Here is an 18,317-nt window from a genome sequence, read left to right as displayed (position 1 = left end):
ACTTTGGTAATTTTCGCCTATTATTCATGCAGTATTCTATAAATCGTTCGAGCCAGTGCCGGACCCAAACCGGGAACTACCATTAACTCTTTTTCTGAAGCCTTCAGTACACCTTGAATCCCACCAAAATGGGTAAGCAGGTCACGCCGGCGCTTTGGGCCAAGACCCGGCATGGCTTCCAGAACCGAACCTGCACGGCGTTTGTCCCGCTTGGCACGGTGCCGGGTTATAGCAAAACGGTGTGCCTCATCACGTACCTGCTGAATCAGATGCAATGCTTTATGGTCTTCAGCGAGCTGAATCTTGCGGCCATCCGTAAAGTGCAGGGTTTCTAGTCCCGGTTTACGTCCTTCACCTTTAGAAACACCTACCATGAAAGCATCCAGATCCAGGTCTTGCATGACTTCCATTGCCATATGTAACTGGCCTTTACCTCCGTCAATCAGCAGCAAGTCTGGTAACAGACTTTTTTTATAACGCCGGGTCAGAGCTTGCCGCATGGCTGCATAATCGTCTCCCCCGGTGATATCCTGAATAGCAAACTGCCGGTAGTCACGTTTACGTGCCCCTCCCTGATCAAATACAACACATGAAGCAATCGGTGCTTCACCCATAGTATGCGAAATATCAAAACACTCAATCCGGTCAATTGGTCGGCCCATGACCTGCTCTAGCTGGTGAAAGCGTTCATGCAATTCAAGATGGTTGCTCAGCTGCCCCTTAATGGCATGCTGCACGTTCATGACTGCAAGCTCCTGCCATTCGGCACGGGTTTCCCGTACTTTATGCTTGATCTGTACTTTCTTGCCAAATTCAGTCTGAATAGCCTGTTCAAGTTCCTGCGTGTTAGGTAAGGCTACATTTACAATCAGCTCAGCCGGAACCTCATCAGCCACTTGAAAATAAAAGTTAGCCATAAAGTCACTAAGCATCTGTCCTAAGTCATCATTTTGCATGTCGGGAAAATAGCTTTTACCCCCTAACATCCGGCCATTACGCACATGCATAATCTGGACACAGGTTACTCCGGCCTGATAGGCAATTGCCAGAATATCGGCTTCACCCTTGACCTTATAAACTGCCTGCTGGGCCTGTACTTCGCGCAACAGTCCCAGACGGTCCCGATAAAATACGGCCTTTTCAAATTCGAGCTTTTCTGCGGCCTCTTCCATTTTGGCAATCAGTTCCTGATTCAGCTCTTTGGTATCACCTTGTAGAAAGCGAATGGTATTCTTTACATCTTCCTGATAATCCTCAGGACTTACCAGTCCGACGCACGGTGCAGAACAACGCTTAATCTGATATTGCAGACACGGCCGTTTGCGCTGGGCAAAATAGCTGTTTTCACACTGGCGTACATTAAACAGCTTTTCAAGTACGACTAAGGTGTCACGAGCACTATATGCACTGGGATAGGGTCCAAAAAACTTGCCGACCTGATGCTTGCCCTTGCCCCGGCCACTGGCTACCCGTGGATAAGGCTTATCACTCGACACAAAAATATAGACATAAGATTTATCATCACGCAGCATGATATTGTACGGCGGACGATGTAGCTTGATCAGGTTTTGTTCAAGTAATAAGGCTTCTGTTTCAGACCGGGTGATTAGAGTCTGAATATCATAAATACGTGCCACCAGTGCCTGAGTTTTGGGATGCTCGATAGTTTTAACAAAATAGCTCGACACACGATTTTTTAAATTCTTGGCTTTTCCCACATATAAAAGTTCACCATCTTTACCCAACATACGGTATACCCCGGGTAAAGTGGTCATGTTTGCCAGAATTTTTTCTATATGTTCGCGTGCATTTTCGTTCACATGGGGCCTATATTGACAAGATCTTGCTCTTCACATGATGTGATGCTTTTACTGGCTTTTTCAAGCATCTTCACAATTTTCAAAGAAATTCATTAGCCTTTAACATCAAACTCATTACGTATAGATATATTATTTGAAAAATCAAATTTTGCTGGTTATTTAAGAAAACTCTTTTGAAGAGATATTAATCCCTGATCTTGCTAGCCGGTTTTGTTTATACTTAAAAAATTGAATATTAGTTATCATGTAATGGTCTGAATATTTTAAATTTATTTAATTTTCAGAAATATCAATTATAGAACAGGAAACTGTATTAAACAGAGTAAAATAGCTTACGACTTATAGCAATATATTCATTATTCTTGGTTCAAAACACCTTTTAAAAGTGCACATTCTATTTTTATCAAAATTGATCTATCTGTTTTGATGTACATCCTGCTAAGTTATGCCTGATTTATCAAAGCATTCGAATATAAAAAATGCCCCGCAGGGCATTAAATTTTTAAGTAATATACGGCCGGATAAAAATCAGGAAGAAAATACCCAGCATTAAAAACCATTTTAAAACGTAATAAAGTTGGCGGTTGGTCTTTTTCAATGCTTTGGCTTTAAGCCTAATCTGGTAGACATAAGCAAACAATTTATTTAAACCGCCTGTCTGGTCGCCAGCCTCATTCGGCGAGCTGGCCGCAGTCATCACTTTTTTACCAAACCAATGATTAAAATTTTGCATCAAACGTGTCTTTAATGGACGCTCTACATCGCAAAACAGAATAATCCGGTTTTCATCTGTCTTGTTCTCTGCATAATGGATATAGGTTTCGTCAAAAACCACGCTCTCCCCGTCCCGCCATGAGTAACGTTGACCATCTACATCAATAAAGCAGCGATCATCATTAGGAGTCAATAAACCCAGATGATAGCGTAATGAACCAGCATAGGGGTCACGATGTCGAACTAACCGGCTATCTGGGGCCAGCTCAGTAAACATGGCAGCTTTAATGGTCGGTAATGTTCTTAATAGGGCCGTGGTTTTTGGACAGAGTTCTGCTGCAGACGGATGGCTAGAATCATACCATTTTAGGTAAAAACGTTTCCATCCAGTCTTAAAGAACGAATTAAAACCCAGATCGTTATAACTGCTGGCTGCCTTGATCCCGCCCTGCTGGTACAAGGCTCTGGCCTCATCCCGAATCATTTCCCAATGCTCGTCCAAGGTTTGCAGATCCTTAAAATGCTGGGTAGCAATATAAGGCTGGTTAGGTACCTTAGAAAACAGGTACATTAAGAAATTAATCGGTGCGAGAAGCGTTGAATGGTCAAAAAATTGACGATAGAACGAATGACGCACTTTACCGCGATTTTGGATATACAACGCTGAAATCACAAAAATCGCCAATACGATCCATTTAATCATATAGCTACTCTGCAACATAAAAAGAGATAGATTAGAGCTGCTCGACAGGTCAATGGCTCTGTAAATGGCGGCGATTTTATCAAATGTTGATAAAAAAGACGATAAAGGGTAGCCAAAATAGAATTCTATCTAATGATGTATTATCAATAACAACCCCTAAACATAACAATTTCAGTGCATTCAAAAATTTTAAAATTGAATTTAACAGGTTACTAAAACATAACCTGAGTATTTAAACTGCCTATTACGGTAGATATTCTCTTGTTTTCTATAAATAGTTTACATCAACTGATTAAAATAATAATTATTATAATTAATGACTTATTTCAAATAATCTATCAAAGATTTACTTATTGGAATCACAACCAGAATATTGACCTTTAAAATTGATGACCCTTGCGTCACGGCTTGATACAACTTGTTATGTTCTTTTTGGATATAGTTATCGTAAGATTAGCGGAGCATCGATGTGTGCGGGAAATGTACACACGCTTCATTACATCAACTTAGAAGTCCTCCAAAATAAAGGAGATCAGGGCATGATCCACGCTGGCAATGCCATTACCGTCCAAATGCTTGAGGACGGGATTGCAGAATTCCGCTTTGACTTACAAGGTGAGTCGGTTAACAAATTCAACCGTGCAACGATTGAAGATTTCAAGGCTGCGATTGACGCCGTATCCGCTGCTGATATTCAGGGTTTAATCGTTACTTCAGGCAAATCTACATTTATCGTTGGTGCTGATATCACTGAATTCGGTGATAACTTTGCACAAGGTGAGCAGGCAATTGTTGATTGGGCGATGCCTGTCCATGAAGTTTTTAACAGCTTTGAAGACCTGGACATTCCTAAAGTGGCTGCTATTAATGGCATGGCACTGGGTGGCGGTTTTGAAATGTGTCTGGTCTGTGACTACCGTGTCATGTCAGAACAGGCACAGGTGGGCTTACCTGAAATCAAGCTGGGGATCTTCCCGGGTTTTGGCGGTACAGTTCGTTTAAGTCGTGTTATTGGTATTGATAACGCTGTTGAATGGATGGCAACTGCTGCACCGAAAAAACCGGCTGCTGCACTAAAAGACGGTGCTGTGGATGCTGTTGTGTCAGCTGACAAGCTCAAAGATGCTGCAATTGATCTGGTTAAGCAGGCTATTCATGGCCGTCTGGACTGGAAAACCAAGCGTCAGGAAAAGCTCGACCCTGTAAAATTGAGTCCACTTGAGCAAATGATGGCGTTTAATACAGCCAAGGGTGCGGTACTGGCTAAAGCTAATCCGGCTCAATATCCTGCTCCAAAACTACTATTGGATTCTTTGCAGGCAGGTGCAAGCTTACATCGTGACGAAGCTTTGAAAGCTGAAGCTGAAGGTTTTGCCAAAGCAGCTATTACTCCGCAAGCAGGAGCACTCATTGGTCTGTTCTTAAATGACCAGGTTGTGAAAAAAGCTTCTAAACAGCATGAAAAAGGTGCACATCCTGTAAATCAGGCAGCTGTTCTGGGTGCGGGGATCATGGGTGGTGGTATTGCTTACCAAGCGGCAAGCAAAGGTACACCAATTATCATGAAAGATATTGGTAACCCGCAGCTGGCCCTGGGTATGTCTGAGGCAAACAAACTGCTGACCAAGCAGGTTGAACGCAAGAAAATGAAACCTGCGCAAATGGGTGAAACCCTGGCACGTATTCGCCCGACTTTAAGCTATGAAGAGTTTAAAGAAGTAGATATCGTGATTGAAGCAGTCACTGAAAACCCAAGAATTAAAGAAGCGGTTCTGGCAGATACTGAAAAATCGGTACGTGAGAATACAATTATTGCATCCAATACTTCTACAATTTCGATCACGCGCCTGGCAAAAGCCTTACAGCGTCCGGAAAATTTTGTTGGTATGCACTTCTTTAATCCGGTACACATGATGCCACTGGTTGAAGTCATCCGGGGTGAAAAGACATCTGAAGAAGCAATCGCAACAACAGTAGTTCTTGCCCAGAAAATGGGTAAAACGCCAATTGTTGTTAACGACTGTCCGGGCTTCCTGGTTAACCGTGTATTATTCCCTTACTTCGGTGCATTTGACCTGTTACTTAAAGATGGCGCTGACTTCCAGCAAATCGATAAAGTCATGGAAAAATTTGGCTGGCCGATGGGTCCTGCCTACCTGATGGATGTTGTGGGTATCGATACCGGCGTACATGGTGCAGAAGTCATGGCTGAAGGTTTCCCTGACCGTATGAAGCCAGATTACAAAGGTTCTATCCAGACCATGTATGAAGCAAAACGCCTGGGTCAGAAAAATGATGTCGGTTTCTACAAATATGAGCTCGACCGTAAAGGCAAGAAAGCCAAAACTGTTGACCCGACTGCCTATGATGTCATTGCTCCGGTAGTGTCAGGTGAAAAACGCGAATTTGATCCTCAGGAAATCATTGACCGCATGATGCTGGCTTTCTGTAATGAAACAGTTCGTTGCCTGGAAGACAACATTGTGGCTACTCCTGCTGAAGCAGACATGGCGATGATCATGGGTGTAGGCTTCCCTCCATTCCGTGGTGGCCCATGCCGTTACATTGATCAGACCGGTGTTGCTGAATATGTAGCGCTTTGCGATAAATATGCGCACTTAGGTAAAGCTTATGAAGCACCACAAATGTTGCGTGACATGGCAGCTAACAATAAAAAATTCTACGGTTAAGGAGTGACGTGAATGGCTACTTTAAATCCACGTGACGTTGTGATTGTTGATGGTGTACGTACAGCCATGGGCAAATCGAAAAACGGTATGTTCCGCAATGTACGTGCCGACACCATGTCTGCTGAACTTATCCGTGCACTAATGGTACGTAACGAATTCGACCCGAATGAAGTTGAAGACGTGATCTGGGGCTGTGTAAACCAGACCCTTGAACAAGGTATGAACATTGCCCGTAATATTGCTTTGCTGGCGGACCTTCCAAAAACTGTTGCCGGTCAAACCGTTAACCGTCTGTGTGGTTCTTCCATGCAGGCTATTCATACAGCGGCTGCACAGATTGCAACCAACCAAGGTGATATTTTTATCATCGGTGGTGTAGAGCATATGGGCCATGTAGGTATGATGCACGGTATCGACCTGAACCCTGCTGCTTCCAAGCATTATGCTAAAGCATCTAACATGATGGGTCTGACTGCTGAAATGCTGGGCCGTATGAACGGTATTACCCGTGAAGAACAGGATGCCTTTGGTGTGGAATCACACCGTCGTGCTTGGGCTGCGACTGAAAATGGTCTGTTCCAGAACGAGATTGTGGGTATTGAAGGTCATAATGCTGACGGTTATAAAGTATTGTGTGATATCGATGAAGTAATCCGTCCGGATGCCAATATTGAATCTTTCCGTGCTTTACGCCCAGTATTCGACCCTAAAGGCGGTACAGTCACTGCTGCAACCTCTTCTGCATTGTCTGATGGCGCATCTGCCATGTTACTGATGTCTGCTGAACGAGCTCAGTCTCTTGGCCTGAAACCACGTGCCGTAATCCGCTCTATGGCAGTTGCAGGCTGTGATGCTGCGATCATGGGTTATGGCCCGGTTCCAGCAACCCAGAAAGCACTAAAACGTGCTGGTCTCTCGATTGCTGACATGCAGACAGTTGAGCTAAATGAAGCGTTTGCTGCACAAGGTCTGTCTGTACTGAAAGGTTTAGGCCTTTATGACAAACAAGACATCGTAAATTTAAGTGGTGGCGCAATTGCGTTAGGACATCCACTGGGCTGTTCTGGTGCGCGTATTACCACTTCTCTGCTGAACATTATGGAACAGCAAGATACACAAATCGGTCTTGCGACCATGTGTATCGGTTTAGGTCAGGGTATTGCTACCATCATCGAACGTGTTTAATTCTTAAAATACCAAACTTAAAAAACCCTGCTCAATGCAGGGTTTTTTTACAATTTTTTTAATAAAAAACTTGGCCCTGCAACAAAAAAGAATCAATATGAATACTCAATGTGACGAATAAAAACTTATTGCACATTTTTCTTTCACAATTAATCTTATATTTCTCAAATGAAAAAATTTTATTCAGCTTAAGCTGTGCTGTAGTACTTACAGGTTGTAATACTATGGCGATTAAACCCGAAACACGTAGCGCTTTAGACCGTCAACAAAATGAGCTCCGACAATCTTCTGTAGCAATTTTAACTGATAGCTGTTTATCACGTGCAGAGTTAGGGACTTCTCACATTATTGGTCAAGAAAGTGCTCAACTGGCCCTAGGCTTTAATGAGGCTCTTGCCCAGCAATTAAAAGAAGTTTCGGTTAATACAACTGTGAAATCAGCACCCTTCATTTGCGGTTTTATGCCAAAGAAACAGATAATAGGGTATGACATCCGTTTACATCCAAAGGATAAACGGCAGGAAATTAATCAGTTTCCTGTGCTTAACGCTTTAAATCACACTACGCCCAATCTATCTCAACAAGACACCCTTTTACGTCTGTTTGAAAAATTGAATAAAACCACTGTTTCACCCAACCAGAATACTTTTCAACCAGTCAATCTGGATTTATCTGCTGAAGATTTAAGTACGCTTAAAACCTTTACTCAGGCAGATAAAGTGTTTGTTGTGAATATTTCCGGAGCTCAGCCGTCTTTCGGGCGTAAATTCTCACAAGCGACCTTGAGTGCAGGCGTATCACTGGCAACCATGGGAGCAGGCGCTGGACTAATTTATTATTCAATGCCGGTTGAAGGTCAACGTTATTCTTTAAATCTGATAGATCTCAGTAAAAATCAGATAGTGTGGCATCAACAAAATAACTTTGCTGGAAAACTTTATAAAGTAGAGAAAGTGGATTTTGTCGCGCCTAATTTCCTGGATCCACTTTTCCCTGCTACAGTCGCGAAAAAATAAATCGCCTTTTATTTTAACCCTAAAAAAGAATCATCCCTGAACACTACAGGGATGATTCGAGCTAGAAACAACATGATTTCGAGGCTCTTAAGCTATAGTTCTTGCTTCAGGGCTTCGACATTTTTCTGTTCAATCTTTTCGATTTCAGCATTAAGCTGTAATACTTCCTGATATAAAGTGTTGAACTGTTTTACCTGCTCATCTTCATAAAACAGAATTGTTTCACCTTGCTTGACCCATTTGTACTTTTTCAGCATTTCAAACATGGCTTCTGCTTTTTCTAGAATTTGTAGTTCTAACTGAAAAATTGCCTGATCTTCGTCACTTTTCTGGCTACGTTCAAGCTTGGTGAGCATAGCTTTACGCAAATCAGTACGAATGGGTAACTGCTCTACTTTTTCTAAAGTCTGCTGTTTAATCTGGCTGGTCTGCTGCTGATACTGCTGCGAAATCTTGCGAACCTGCGCCAGCATTTGCTCAGTTTCCTTATAATTCTGTTTCCGGTCTTTATCGAGCCGGTCTACATCCAAAAAATCAACCCAGTCAGATTTCTCCAGTTCCCGTAAATAACGGTTACGTGCCTCTGCACTATTTACCCAATAACTGAGCAAAGTATCAGCCATGAGCTGGTAATCTCCAGACAAACGCTGGTCTTTCGTTTGTAGATGTATAGGGGTGGTCCAATCTTGAGCCTGAAGATACAGCTGCTGCATTTTTTCAGTCATCACTGTTTCAAACTGCTGTGCCTGTACCTCATCCTGACGCTGTGTTGAGTACTGATAAAATAATAGGGCAAATACCGCAAAGGTCACTACACCTAAAATCATGAATATACGTGGCATATTTAGCTCCAGTGACCGCTTCATTTTTATACTAACCTGAATCAGAACACAGCACTGTTTGACTTTTATGACTAAAAACAGATCTTTATATTTCAAAAAATAAAGGAATCCGGGCTGACTTGCATTTTATTACAGCCTCTCTCTTTAAAAGCGCTCATGTCGCCCTTATCATTTGAAATGAAGCATAGAAAAGAGAAACAGCATGCGTGTAGATATCTGGTCAGATGTAGTCTGTCCTTTCTGCTATATCGGAAAGAAACGTTTAGAGTCGGCAGCTGAACAGGCAGGAGTTGAGCTTGAAGTCTATTGGCATAGCTATGAGCTTGATCCAGAAGCACCAGTCAAGCATGAACAGTCCAATACAGAGCGTCTGGCCCAGAAATACGGGCGTACAGTTGAAGAAATGGGAGAAATGCAGCAAAAAATTGCTGCTATGGCTGCAGAAGAAGGAATTGAATTTAACTGGAAACAGGCCAATTCAGGTAACACCTTTGATGCTCACCGTATTATCCATCTGGCCCAGAGTAAAGGTTTAGGCAATCAGGCCGAAGAAGCATTTTTCTATACTTATATGACACAGGGCTTAGCCATTGGCGAGCGCGAAACAGTAGAAGATGTGGCAGCGCGGATCGGGTTAGATGCAGCGGAAGTCGAATATGTACTAGATACTGATACCTTCGCAGATTTTGTGCAGCATGATGAAAAGCTGGCTCGTGAACAGCTTAAAGTTACGGGCGTTCCTTTTTTTGTATTTGACCAGCGTATTGCTCTGGCAGGTGCACAGCCACGTGATGTGTTCATAAAAGTTTTTGACCAGGTCTTAAAGACACAGCAGGAAACAAGTATAAATCAGCCAGAAGATGGCGTAGTTTGTACCGATGAGAACTGCGAGATACCTGACCAAAAATAATTTTATTAATAAATCCCCACAAGCTGGGGATTTTTACATAAAAGTTTATAGATTTAATTTATTTTACTGACTTTTAAAAATAAATTATTAAAAATACTTAAGATATTTATAATATTTAATAATTTTTATTTTCTAATATGGATTAAAATCTAATAATATAAATTAAATTTCTAATTTTTAAATTTATTTTAATATTAAAACAACAACTTAAACTTAAATATATTTAAATTATAATTTATCCTGATTTCAATAAGTCATATATTACTTACCAAAGTTTAAAATAACTTTAATATAGCTACAAGAGACACTTTTTATTAACTAAAAGCAAGGTCAATATAACAGCACTTCAACATTAAAATTTTCTATTTTCCTTAATATAGATGACTAACCTGTTTTATTTTTACATGAGGGAAAATATATGACTACTGCAAAAAATGATAGCAATACTTCAAATACTCATGCATCTACACAACATGACAATCAGCAAGACTCAAGCGTAATGAACAATGTCATGGAAAAAGTAGATCAAATTAAAGAAAAGGCACAAGATAGCCTAGAGAAGATCAATAAAGATGCAGCAGAGCATGGTGGTGTAACCAATATGGTTAAAGATAAAGTAACTCATATGATGGATAACGCTGGTGGTCAAACAAATAGTAAAGGCAAATCTGGCTATGACACCTCTGCAGGCAAAAAATCACGTTTTTCCCCTACAGTTAAAGGTGTAATGATTGGTGCTGTAGCCGGTAGTGTATTACCTGTATTTGGCACATTTAGTGGTGCGATTATTGGTGGTATTGCAGGTAAAATGTATGACCGTCGCTGCAAGATGAAATTATCTCACTCTTAATTCTGTAAACTGAATAATAATTTAAAATCAGCTGTATCTCTTTCCTACTCCTCATCCCCCCATGAGGAGTTCTTTTTATCTAGTTAGCCATTTTTAGAGCAGTTTGATTTTTATATAACTTCTCACGCGAACATAGTTAACATCAGCATCTGTAGAGCAAATGTAATTAATGTCCGTTTTTTAGACAATTTTATAAAGTTGCGGCTTTTTAAAACAGCAATTCAGATAATGAAGTATTAAAATAAACCTTACTGTTAAGATAGTCACTCTTATACAGACCGTTTTTTTTAATGAAGGAATTTTTTCATGGGCTTTATGAAATCTGTAGTTGCTGTTGCCATAATTATGGTATCGGGACAGGTATTGGCTGCAGGCGAAGCTATGAATACTCAGCCCATAACAACAGAAGGCAAGGTATCCGATAATCAACTGCAAAATAAAACCCGTTCAGCGGCCAAATCTGAACTTTCGGTTGAAAGTACCAAGCAAGAAGCACAAGCTCCTTTGAGCAAATCAGAACAGGAAAAACAGAGAGCTGCGGCTCAAGAACAATTAGAAAAGATGAAAGAAAAAACAATTGCTGAAAGCTCACCTAGAAAAGGCTTTTTTCAATGGTTTAAGAAGTCTGCTGTCTAGTTATTAGAAAATTGTTAAAGAGAGCCATAGTATTGGCTCTTTTTACAAGCGTCTTTAAATTTAGCATTCTATACTTTCAGCTAATAGGCTCATAAAATGGGCTTAATCTGACAGTCTATAACAGTATAAATTAGTCTAAATACTCTAACGTTAAAATAATAAAGGATTTTTTTTTATTTTGTAGCTATATCTTGCATTTATAGGACAAATCAACAAAAGTGTTAGCGGACAAATGTAACAATAATGATTTTACAATGAAAAAACTTAAGGTTTTAAATTTATTTTTACAAGGGCTAATCTTTACGGCTGGGGCATTAGGTAGTGCATATAGCTTTGCTGAAACTAAAACAGCCACTCTTCCCTACGCCAATCATCTAGGCGATAAAAGCCAGGATAATGAACCTGACTTGCCTGTTGAAGAGCGGGGACCAGAATGGCTGGACTATATCCCATCATGGGTAGATAAAACGCCTACTCTGTTACCCAAGCAGTCTGATGAACCTATTGTGCCTCCAACCGAGGTAACTGAAGACAAAAGTTGGGCCGACCGCAAACAACGTCAGATCCGCAACTGGGCTGATAGATCTTCAAATAAAATTGATAACTGGTTTGGTGAGACAGATCCAAACAAACCAGCAGATGCAACACTACGAATTTTAATTGATAACCGCTGGGATAAACATGATGGCTATAAAATTAAACCGCGTATTCGGGGTAAAATTAATTTGCCCACCTTGGAAAAACGTTTAAGCATTGTATTTGGTGATGAATCTCTTGATAACGAGATTCGTAATAATGTCGCAATTAGTAATGAAAACCGTAATGAGCCGGGTAAATCTCTTGATACGCGTCGTACCCGTGAAGAAAATTCTTCTCTTGCTTTACGCTGGTCGAATTTTGCCAAGCGCCTACCCTTTGAAATTGATGCTGACTTAGGTATCCGCTCAGGTGATGATATCTATGCGCGGATAAAGGCCGAACGTGATTGGCAACTGCGTAATGATTTTACTTTCCATGCTGAACAAATCTATCGTTATGGTATCGACAGTGAAAATTATTTAAGGACCAATCTGGAACTGGTGCATGCCCGTCCAGAGCAACCTGTGCTTGCTAACCAGTTTTCACTAGTCTATGCCGATGAACAGGATGATGACCTCACTTGGGACAACCGGGCCTATCGCGAACACCAGTTCTTTGCCGGAAACCGTTTTAACTATGGTCTTTATACGGGCGGTTTTTATAATAATAGCGACCTGCGTTTAAACAGTTGGGGGCCCTTTATTTCATGGCGTCAACCGCTTTGGCGTGAATGGTTCTATGTACAGGGAGACCTGAATTATCAAAATGATCAACGTGAAGACCGGAGTCATTACTTAAGTACACTGGTCCGTCTGGAAGCAATTTTTTAATTTAACAGTAAATTAATAGGTAGAAAGATATTGTATAGGTCTACAGGAGTCATTAAATATAATACGCTGCTATATATAGGAGTGTATTCCAATATTATGAGTCTTTATAGAAACTTATTTAAATATCCAGTTTATAGTACTTAAAGGTTTAGTTTTTTAGTCATATTAATAGATATTAGTGTGGCTAAGATGATAAGGTAATCATTAAAATTATATTACCCCTATTAATTCTATAATTTGAATTGATTTTATAGATTATTTATTTAAGCCTAAGCTGAATGAAAGTTTATAAATAGATTTATAACCACACCATATAAAAAAGCCTCCCAAAGGAGGCTTTTTTATAAAAATTTTATTTCAGTAATAAACTGTTGATACGTTTTAGATAGGCTGCCGGGTCTTCCGGTAAGCCCCCTTCTGCAATCATGGCCTGATCAAAGATTACGTTTGCCAATTCATCAAACTGCTCAGTATTTTCAAGCTTTTGTACCAGCGGATGTTCAGGGTTAATTTCCAGAATTGGTTTGCTCTCTGGAATAGGCTGCCCAGCCTGTTTCAGCATACGAATAAGTTGCGGAGAAAGCTCACCTTCAGCTGTAACCAAACAGGCCGGTGAATCAACCAGACGCGTAGTTACACGGACTTCTTTGGTTTTATCTTTCAAGGCTCCACTCAGCTTTTCTACTACCGGCTTAAGCTGTTCCTGTGCTTGTTCAAGAGCTTTCTTCTCTTCTGCATCCTGAAGATCACCCAAGTCCACTGCCCCTTTGGAGATATTCTGCATCGGCATACCATCGAACTCATTTACAAAGTTCATAGCCCATTCATCAACACGCTCAGACATCAGCAGAACTTCAATTCCTTTCTTTTTGAATAATTCCAGCTGAGGTGAGTTTTTGGCAGCAGTTAGACTATCGGCAGTAACATAATAAATTGCCTTCTGACCGTCCTTCATGCGTGCTTTATAATCTGTCAGAGAAGTGGTGACTTCATCATTGTTTGAAGTTGCATAGCGTAACAGTTTAAGAATACGCTCACGATTGCTGAAATCCTCTCCTAAGCCCTCTTTCAGCACTGCACCAAATTCAGTATAGAACTGCTTAAATTTTTCCTGGTCTTTTTCATCTTCAGATTTAGCCAAGGTATCAAGCATGGTCAAAATACGGCGCGCATTGCCTTCGCGGATGGTTTTAACATCACGGCTTTCCTGTAGCAATTCACGACTCACGTTTAATGGAAGGTCAGCACTATCTACCACGCCCTGTACAAAACGCAGATAATTTGGAATCAGGTTATCTGCATCGTCCATAATAAAGACACGCTTTACATAGAGCTTGATACCAGCTTTGGCCTCACGAGTGAAAATATCATGTGGTGCTTTACTCGGTACATATAACAACTGGGTATATTCGGTACTGCCTTCAACCCGGTTATGTGCCCATGCTAAAGGAGCTTCAAAGTCATGCGTTAAATTTTTATAAAACTCGATATATTGCTCTTCGGTAATCTCGTTTTTATTACGGGTCCAAAGTGCGCTGGCTGAGTTGATAACTTCCCATTCATCAGTTTTGACCATCTTGCCACCCTTGGCTTCTTCACCTTCGGTCGCTTCTTCTTCCTGCCAGACTTCTTTTTGCATCTGTATTGGCAGGCTGATATGGTCAGAGTATTTATTGACAATCTGTTTAACTTTATAGCTTTCCAGATACTGCAACGCATCTTCACGCAAATGCAGAATAATATCTGTACCGCGAGATACTTTTTCAATTTGCTGAACTTCAAATTCACCAGTACCACCGCTAATCCAGCGTACGCCTTCATTTGCTTCGGCACCAGCACGGCGCGATTCTACTGTAATCTTGTCTGCTACAATGAAACCCGAATAAAAACCGACACCGAACTGTCCAATCAGCTGAGCATCAGATTTTTGATCGCCTGTCAGTTTAGACATAAAGTCTTTCGTACCTGATTTGGCAATCGTACCCAGATTATCAATCGCTTCCTGCTGACTCAGACCGATACCGTTATCAGAAATGGTTATGGTTTTATTGTCTTTATCCAGACTGATACGTACATGCAGATCTGGATCGTTTTCATAATATTCAGGATGGTTGATACCTTCAAAACGCAACTTATCACAGGCATCTGATGCGTTAGAGATCAGTTCGCGAAGAAAAATTTCAGGATTGGAATAGAGAGAATGAGTAACCAGATGTAATAACTGGGCTACTTCAGCCTGAAAGCTATAGTTTTGTGATGTGCTTTGTTCACTCATGATTCACTCCTTCAGATAAGCAGTCATTTTTATTGAATGCCTTATCAATGGAGTGTGGCTTATATTTTTCAATAGATCCGGGTAAATATTTTTATTTTAAAAAGGTCTTTGTGGGTATGACTATAATCTGTAGCCCTCCGGTTGCTGTAACTTGTATACGTCCTGAAAGCATGCGATAGAGGCAACATACTGGTCACGCAGATACAACTATTTCACCTATTGTTTCTAAATAATGGCAGGAATAGCCATCAGTACTCACTGCTTCACAACAGAATAAATTATCGCTATTTTATTATTCGCATCAGGTAGAGTCTGGTATTGGCAGATGATAGGCTCACTTGAAGTCTGAGTTTTTTCATAAAAAGAACTATGGCAGTAGTGTAAAACTGATATTTCTAAAAATAGTCAGCCTGCAATCACATATTTCAATTTAACCGCCTCTTATCTGAAATTAATTTAAAACCGGATTAAAAAGAAACTCTATAGATTAAGGGCAGTGATTTTTAATAAGAATAAAATGAATAAAAGCTCTGAATGATTTTTAATCTTTTTATTGTGTTATACCCTGACGTCCTGTCTGGGTATATGGGTTTTACATATTTCAAAAATTTAGAATTTATAGCTATAGCCGAGTGTATAAACCCACGGATTAATATCCAGCGTACCAATATCTGTACCATTTAAACTCAAGTCAGATTCAACCTGTGCATAACGTACATCGACAAATACTCCCCAGTTTTGTGCATCAGCAGGCTGGAAATTAAAGCCCACCTGTCCGGCTACACCATAGGTCACATCAGCTTCAAGTTTCGCATCAGAACCTTTGAGTTTTTCATCCCATGGCACGGCTACTGTGGCACCGATGCCAACATAAGGTGTAAAACGGCTGGCATTCTTGAAATTATATTTTGCAGTAAGCGTTGGTGGTAAATGTTTAAAACTGGCTTCTCCTACATTTTCCAAAATAACATCATGTTTAAATGGTGTAGCAAGCAGAAGTTCTACAGAAAAAGGGGAATCTGCAAAGAAATATTCTATCGATGGAGTAAAGCCAATTTCATTGCTCACGGTTGCTGTTGTGTTTGCAATCGTCCCATTATCATCATTTTGAGGAGCCAATACACTAGCGCCCATTTTCACTTGCCAGTCCCCAGCAAACACAGAAGTAGATAATCCCAGCAAAGCAAAAACAAGTATATTTTTTAACATATTTAAATCACCTCAACAATTAACATTTTTATAATAATCTTGTGTATTAATAATATGCAATAGCATAAATAATATAAATTTTATTTTATTTTTAATATATTGATTTACATTACTTTTATATTAAATTTACTAAAATACTAGGTTTTAAATTATAAGAAAAAATATTAATCCGAGTAATACAATATAGTTTATTTAAAATATATATTATAAATATAATTATTTATAGACTTAATTATTCATATTAATTTAATCGGATTTATTTTAATTTTAACTTTATATTAAAATAAAATAGGCTCCAGATTTTCTCTTTAAACAGCTCATTTTTAAGATGAGCTTAAGAGGATAAATCGGAGCCTTAAAAGAAGCTAATAACCAGATGGATTTAAAGTACCATCGCAGCAATCCAGCCGGAGATAAGCAGCGGAATATTAAAATGGATAAATGTAGGTATCACTGTATCCCAAATGTGATCATGCTGACCATCTATTCCCAAACCGGCAGTAGGCCCTAAAGTAGAATCTGAAGCAGGAGAACCGGCATCACCTAGAGCAGCCGCTGTACCAATCAGTGCAACTGTGGCTAAAGGACTAAAACCGAACTGTACACATAGCGGAACATAAATTACTGCCAGTACTGGCACACTCGAGAACGATGAACCAATACCAATGGTGACAAATAGGCCGATAAACAGCATAAGAAATGCAGCCAGTGCATGGTTATCTCCAATTAGATGTACAACCCCATTAACCAGACTATTAATGTCACCGGTATGGGTCATCACTGAAGCAAAACCAGCAGCCGAGATCATGATAAAGCCGACCAAGGCCATCATGCGCATACCCTGTACAAATACGTCATCAGCATCTTGCCACTTAAAGATACCTGAAGCAGAAAGTACTGCAAAACCGACTAGACCACCCAGAATCATTGAACCTGAATAGAGTTGAGCAGCCAGAGTTAATGCAATTGCCAGAAAAGCCATGATCATGGTTTTCTTTGAAATAACTGGAGCTTCACTCGCAACCTGCTGTAATTCTTTAGCATCTTCTTCAAGTTTTACTTCACCAATGCGAACAGGTTTATCTAAATCAATAGTGGTGACACGGGTAACCGCTTTATCTACGTAATGGCGTGGTTTACGGTAACTGATGAATACAGCCACTAAAGTACCAAGAAGCATACCTAATACAGGAATAGCCATACCCATAGGCATCATCCAGCGGTCCACATGCAGATTATAGGCGGCCCCAATCTTGTTAATATTTCCCATGAGAATCTGCTCAAGGAAAATCGCACCAAAACCGACTGGCAGGAAGATATAAGTCCCCACTAAACCTAGTGTTAAGACACAAGCAGCTGCTCGACGATCCAGATTAAGATGATTCATGACCTTAAGTAAAGGCGGAACCAAGACCGGAATAAAAGCGATATGAACTGGAATCAGGTTTTGAGAACAGATAGCTGAAATTAGTAATATTCCTAACAGCAAAAACTTTACTTTCTTAGCACGTGCCTGAGAGACTTCTGCTCCGAGCAAGCCGATCAGTTTATGTGCCAGTAAATCTGGTAAACCTGATTTAGATAAAGCCAAGGCAAAAGCACCTAATACCGCATAAGCGAGTGCTACTTCGGCACCATCACCCAAGCCTGCATTAAATGCACTTACTGTATCAGATAGGCTTAAACCAGCAACCAGGCCCCCAATCATTGCTGAAATGACTACTGTCAAAACAACAGAAACTCGCGCGATGGATAAAATAAACATCACGGCAATTGCGATTACGACTGCGTTCATGAATTTAATGAAGAAACAAAAAGTGCCTCATTTTAACAGAATTTTTTCAGTCGCAAGCTTACTATCAGTTGCTATAGAAAACTCATAGAGACTATACAGATAAGAACCAAGTTTAGTTAATATTTTTCAAATATTTATAATTCTTTTGAATTTATTTACTCTAGAGTTTTTATTGATAATTTAACTAATCTTTCTGCAAATTTATATAGATTGACCATTTATTCAGACGAGAACAGTATATGATCAATGCGAGTTTATCTTAG

The 18,317-nt window shown here is 40.1% G+C and carries 13 protein-coding genes; 7 read left to right on the top strand and 6 right to left on the bottom strand.

Annotated features, from left to right (window positions below):
- Nucleotides 1-20 precede the first annotated feature (20 nt).
- Together uvrC and lpxO are read right to left on the bottom strand one after the other, a co-directional pair.
- The gene (uvrC, locus tag ABZP31_RS01120; protein WP_248134760.1) at nt 21-1,820 is read right to left on the bottom strand and encodes an excinuclease ABC subunit UvrC; all 1,800 of its coding nucleotides are present in this window, start codon (nt 1,818-1,820) and stop codon (nt 21-23) included.
- Nucleotides 1,821-2,322: 502 nt separating this feature from the next.
- On the bottom strand, nt 2,323-3,237 hold the full coding sequence (lpxO, locus tag ABZP31_RS01115) for a lipid A hydroxylase LpxO (protein WP_111282749.1): 915 nt from the start codon (nt 3,235-3,237) through the stop codon (nt 2,323-2,325).
- Nucleotides 3,238-3,776: 539 nt separating this feature from the next.
- On the opposite strand from lpxO, the gene fadB reads away from it, so the two are divergent.
- From fadB to ABZP31_RS01100, 3 genes are all read left to right on the top strand, one after another.
- Nucleotides 3,777-5,927 (top strand): fatty acid oxidation complex subunit alpha FadB, encoded by a 2,151-nt coding sequence (fadB, locus tag ABZP31_RS01110; RefSeq protein WP_248134758.1) that lies wholly within the window; start codon nt 3,777-3,779, stop codon nt 5,925-5,927.
- A 12-nt stretch (nt 5,928-5,939) separates the two neighbouring features.
- Entirely contained in the window at nt 5,940-7,112 is a 1,173-nt protein-coding gene (gene fadA / locus ABZP31_RS01105; RefSeq protein WP_005017032.1) for an acetyl-CoA C-acyltransferase FadA, read from the top strand.
- A gap of 224 nt (nt 7,113-7,336) precedes the next feature.
- Nucleotides 7,337-8,128 carry a hypothetical protein gene (locus ABZP31_RS01100; RefSeq protein WP_034680168.1) on the top strand — a complete coding sequence of 264 codons (792 nt, stop codon included), beginning with the start codon at nt 7,337-7,339 and terminating at the stop codon, nt 8,126-8,128.
- A gap of 92 nt (nt 8,129-8,220) precedes the next feature.
- Here ABZP31_RS01100 and ABZP31_RS01095 read toward each other — a convergent pair whose 3' ends face one another.
- Nucleotides 8,221-8,970 carry a hypothetical protein gene (locus ABZP31_RS01095; protein WP_248134756.1) on the bottom strand — a complete coding sequence of 250 codons (750 nt, stop codon included), beginning with the start codon at nt 8,968-8,970 and terminating at the stop codon, nt 8,221-8,223.
- A 202-nt stretch (nt 8,971-9,172) separates the two neighbouring features.
- On the opposite strand from ABZP31_RS01095, the gene ABZP31_RS01090 reads away from it, so the two are divergent.
- The 4 genes from ABZP31_RS01090 to ABZP31_RS01075 all read left to right on the top strand — a co-directional run bounded on the left by ABZP31_RS01090 (nt 9,173) and on the right by ABZP31_RS01075 (nt 12,775).
- Nucleotides 9,173-9,880, top strand: a complete 708-nt coding sequence (locus ABZP31_RS01090; protein ID WP_248134754.1) for a DsbA family oxidoreductase — start codon at nt 9,173-9,175, stop codon at nt 9,878-9,880.
- A 625-nt stretch (nt 9,881-10,505) separates the two neighbouring features.
- Nucleotides 10,506-10,730: a hypothetical protein gene (locus tag ABZP31_RS01085; protein ID WP_005404531.1), complete on the top strand. Its 225-nt coding sequence runs from the start codon at nt 10,506-10,508 to the stop codon at nt 10,728-10,730.
- A gap of 306 nt (nt 10,731-11,036) precedes the next feature.
- Nucleotides 11,037-11,366, top strand: coding sequence for a hypothetical protein (locus tag ABZP31_RS01080; RefSeq protein ID WP_248134752.1), 330 nt, complete (start codon nt 11,037-11,039; stop codon nt 11,364-11,366).
- Nucleotides 11,367-11,620: 254 nt separating this feature from the next.
- A complete protein-coding gene (locus ABZP31_RS01075; protein WP_248134749.1) occupies nt 11,621-12,775 on the top strand; it encodes a hypothetical protein in 1,155 nt (384 codons plus the stop codon).
- A gap of 352 nt (nt 12,776-13,127) precedes the next feature.
- Here ABZP31_RS01075 and htpG read toward each other — a convergent pair whose 3' ends face one another.
- The 3 genes from htpG to ABZP31_RS01060 form a co-directional block, all read right to left on the bottom strand.
- Entirely contained in the window at nt 13,128-15,050 is a 1,923-nt protein-coding gene (gene htpG, locus ABZP31_RS01070; protein WP_248134747.1) for a molecular chaperone HtpG, read from the bottom strand.
- 609 nt (nt 15,051-15,659) lie between these two features.
- Nucleotides 15,660-16,259, bottom strand: a complete 600-nt coding sequence (locus tag ABZP31_RS01065) for an OmpW family outer membrane protein (protein WP_005405769.1) — start codon at nt 16,257-16,259, stop codon at nt 15,660-15,662.
- Between the two features lie 382 nt (nt 16,260-16,641).
- Entirely contained in the window at nt 16,642-18,054 is a 1,413-nt protein-coding gene (locus ABZP31_RS01060; protein ID WP_367156872.1) for a Na+/H+ antiporter family protein, read from the bottom strand.
- Nucleotides 18,055-18,317 lie beyond the last annotated feature (263 nt).

The organism is Acinetobacter sp. FL, from assembly GCF_040744925.1.
Taxonomy (GTDB): Bacteria; Pseudomonadota; Gammaproteobacteria; order Pseudomonadales; family Moraxellaceae; genus Acinetobacter; species Acinetobacter radioresistens.
This window is presented reverse-complemented; position numbering and strand designations above follow the sequence as displayed.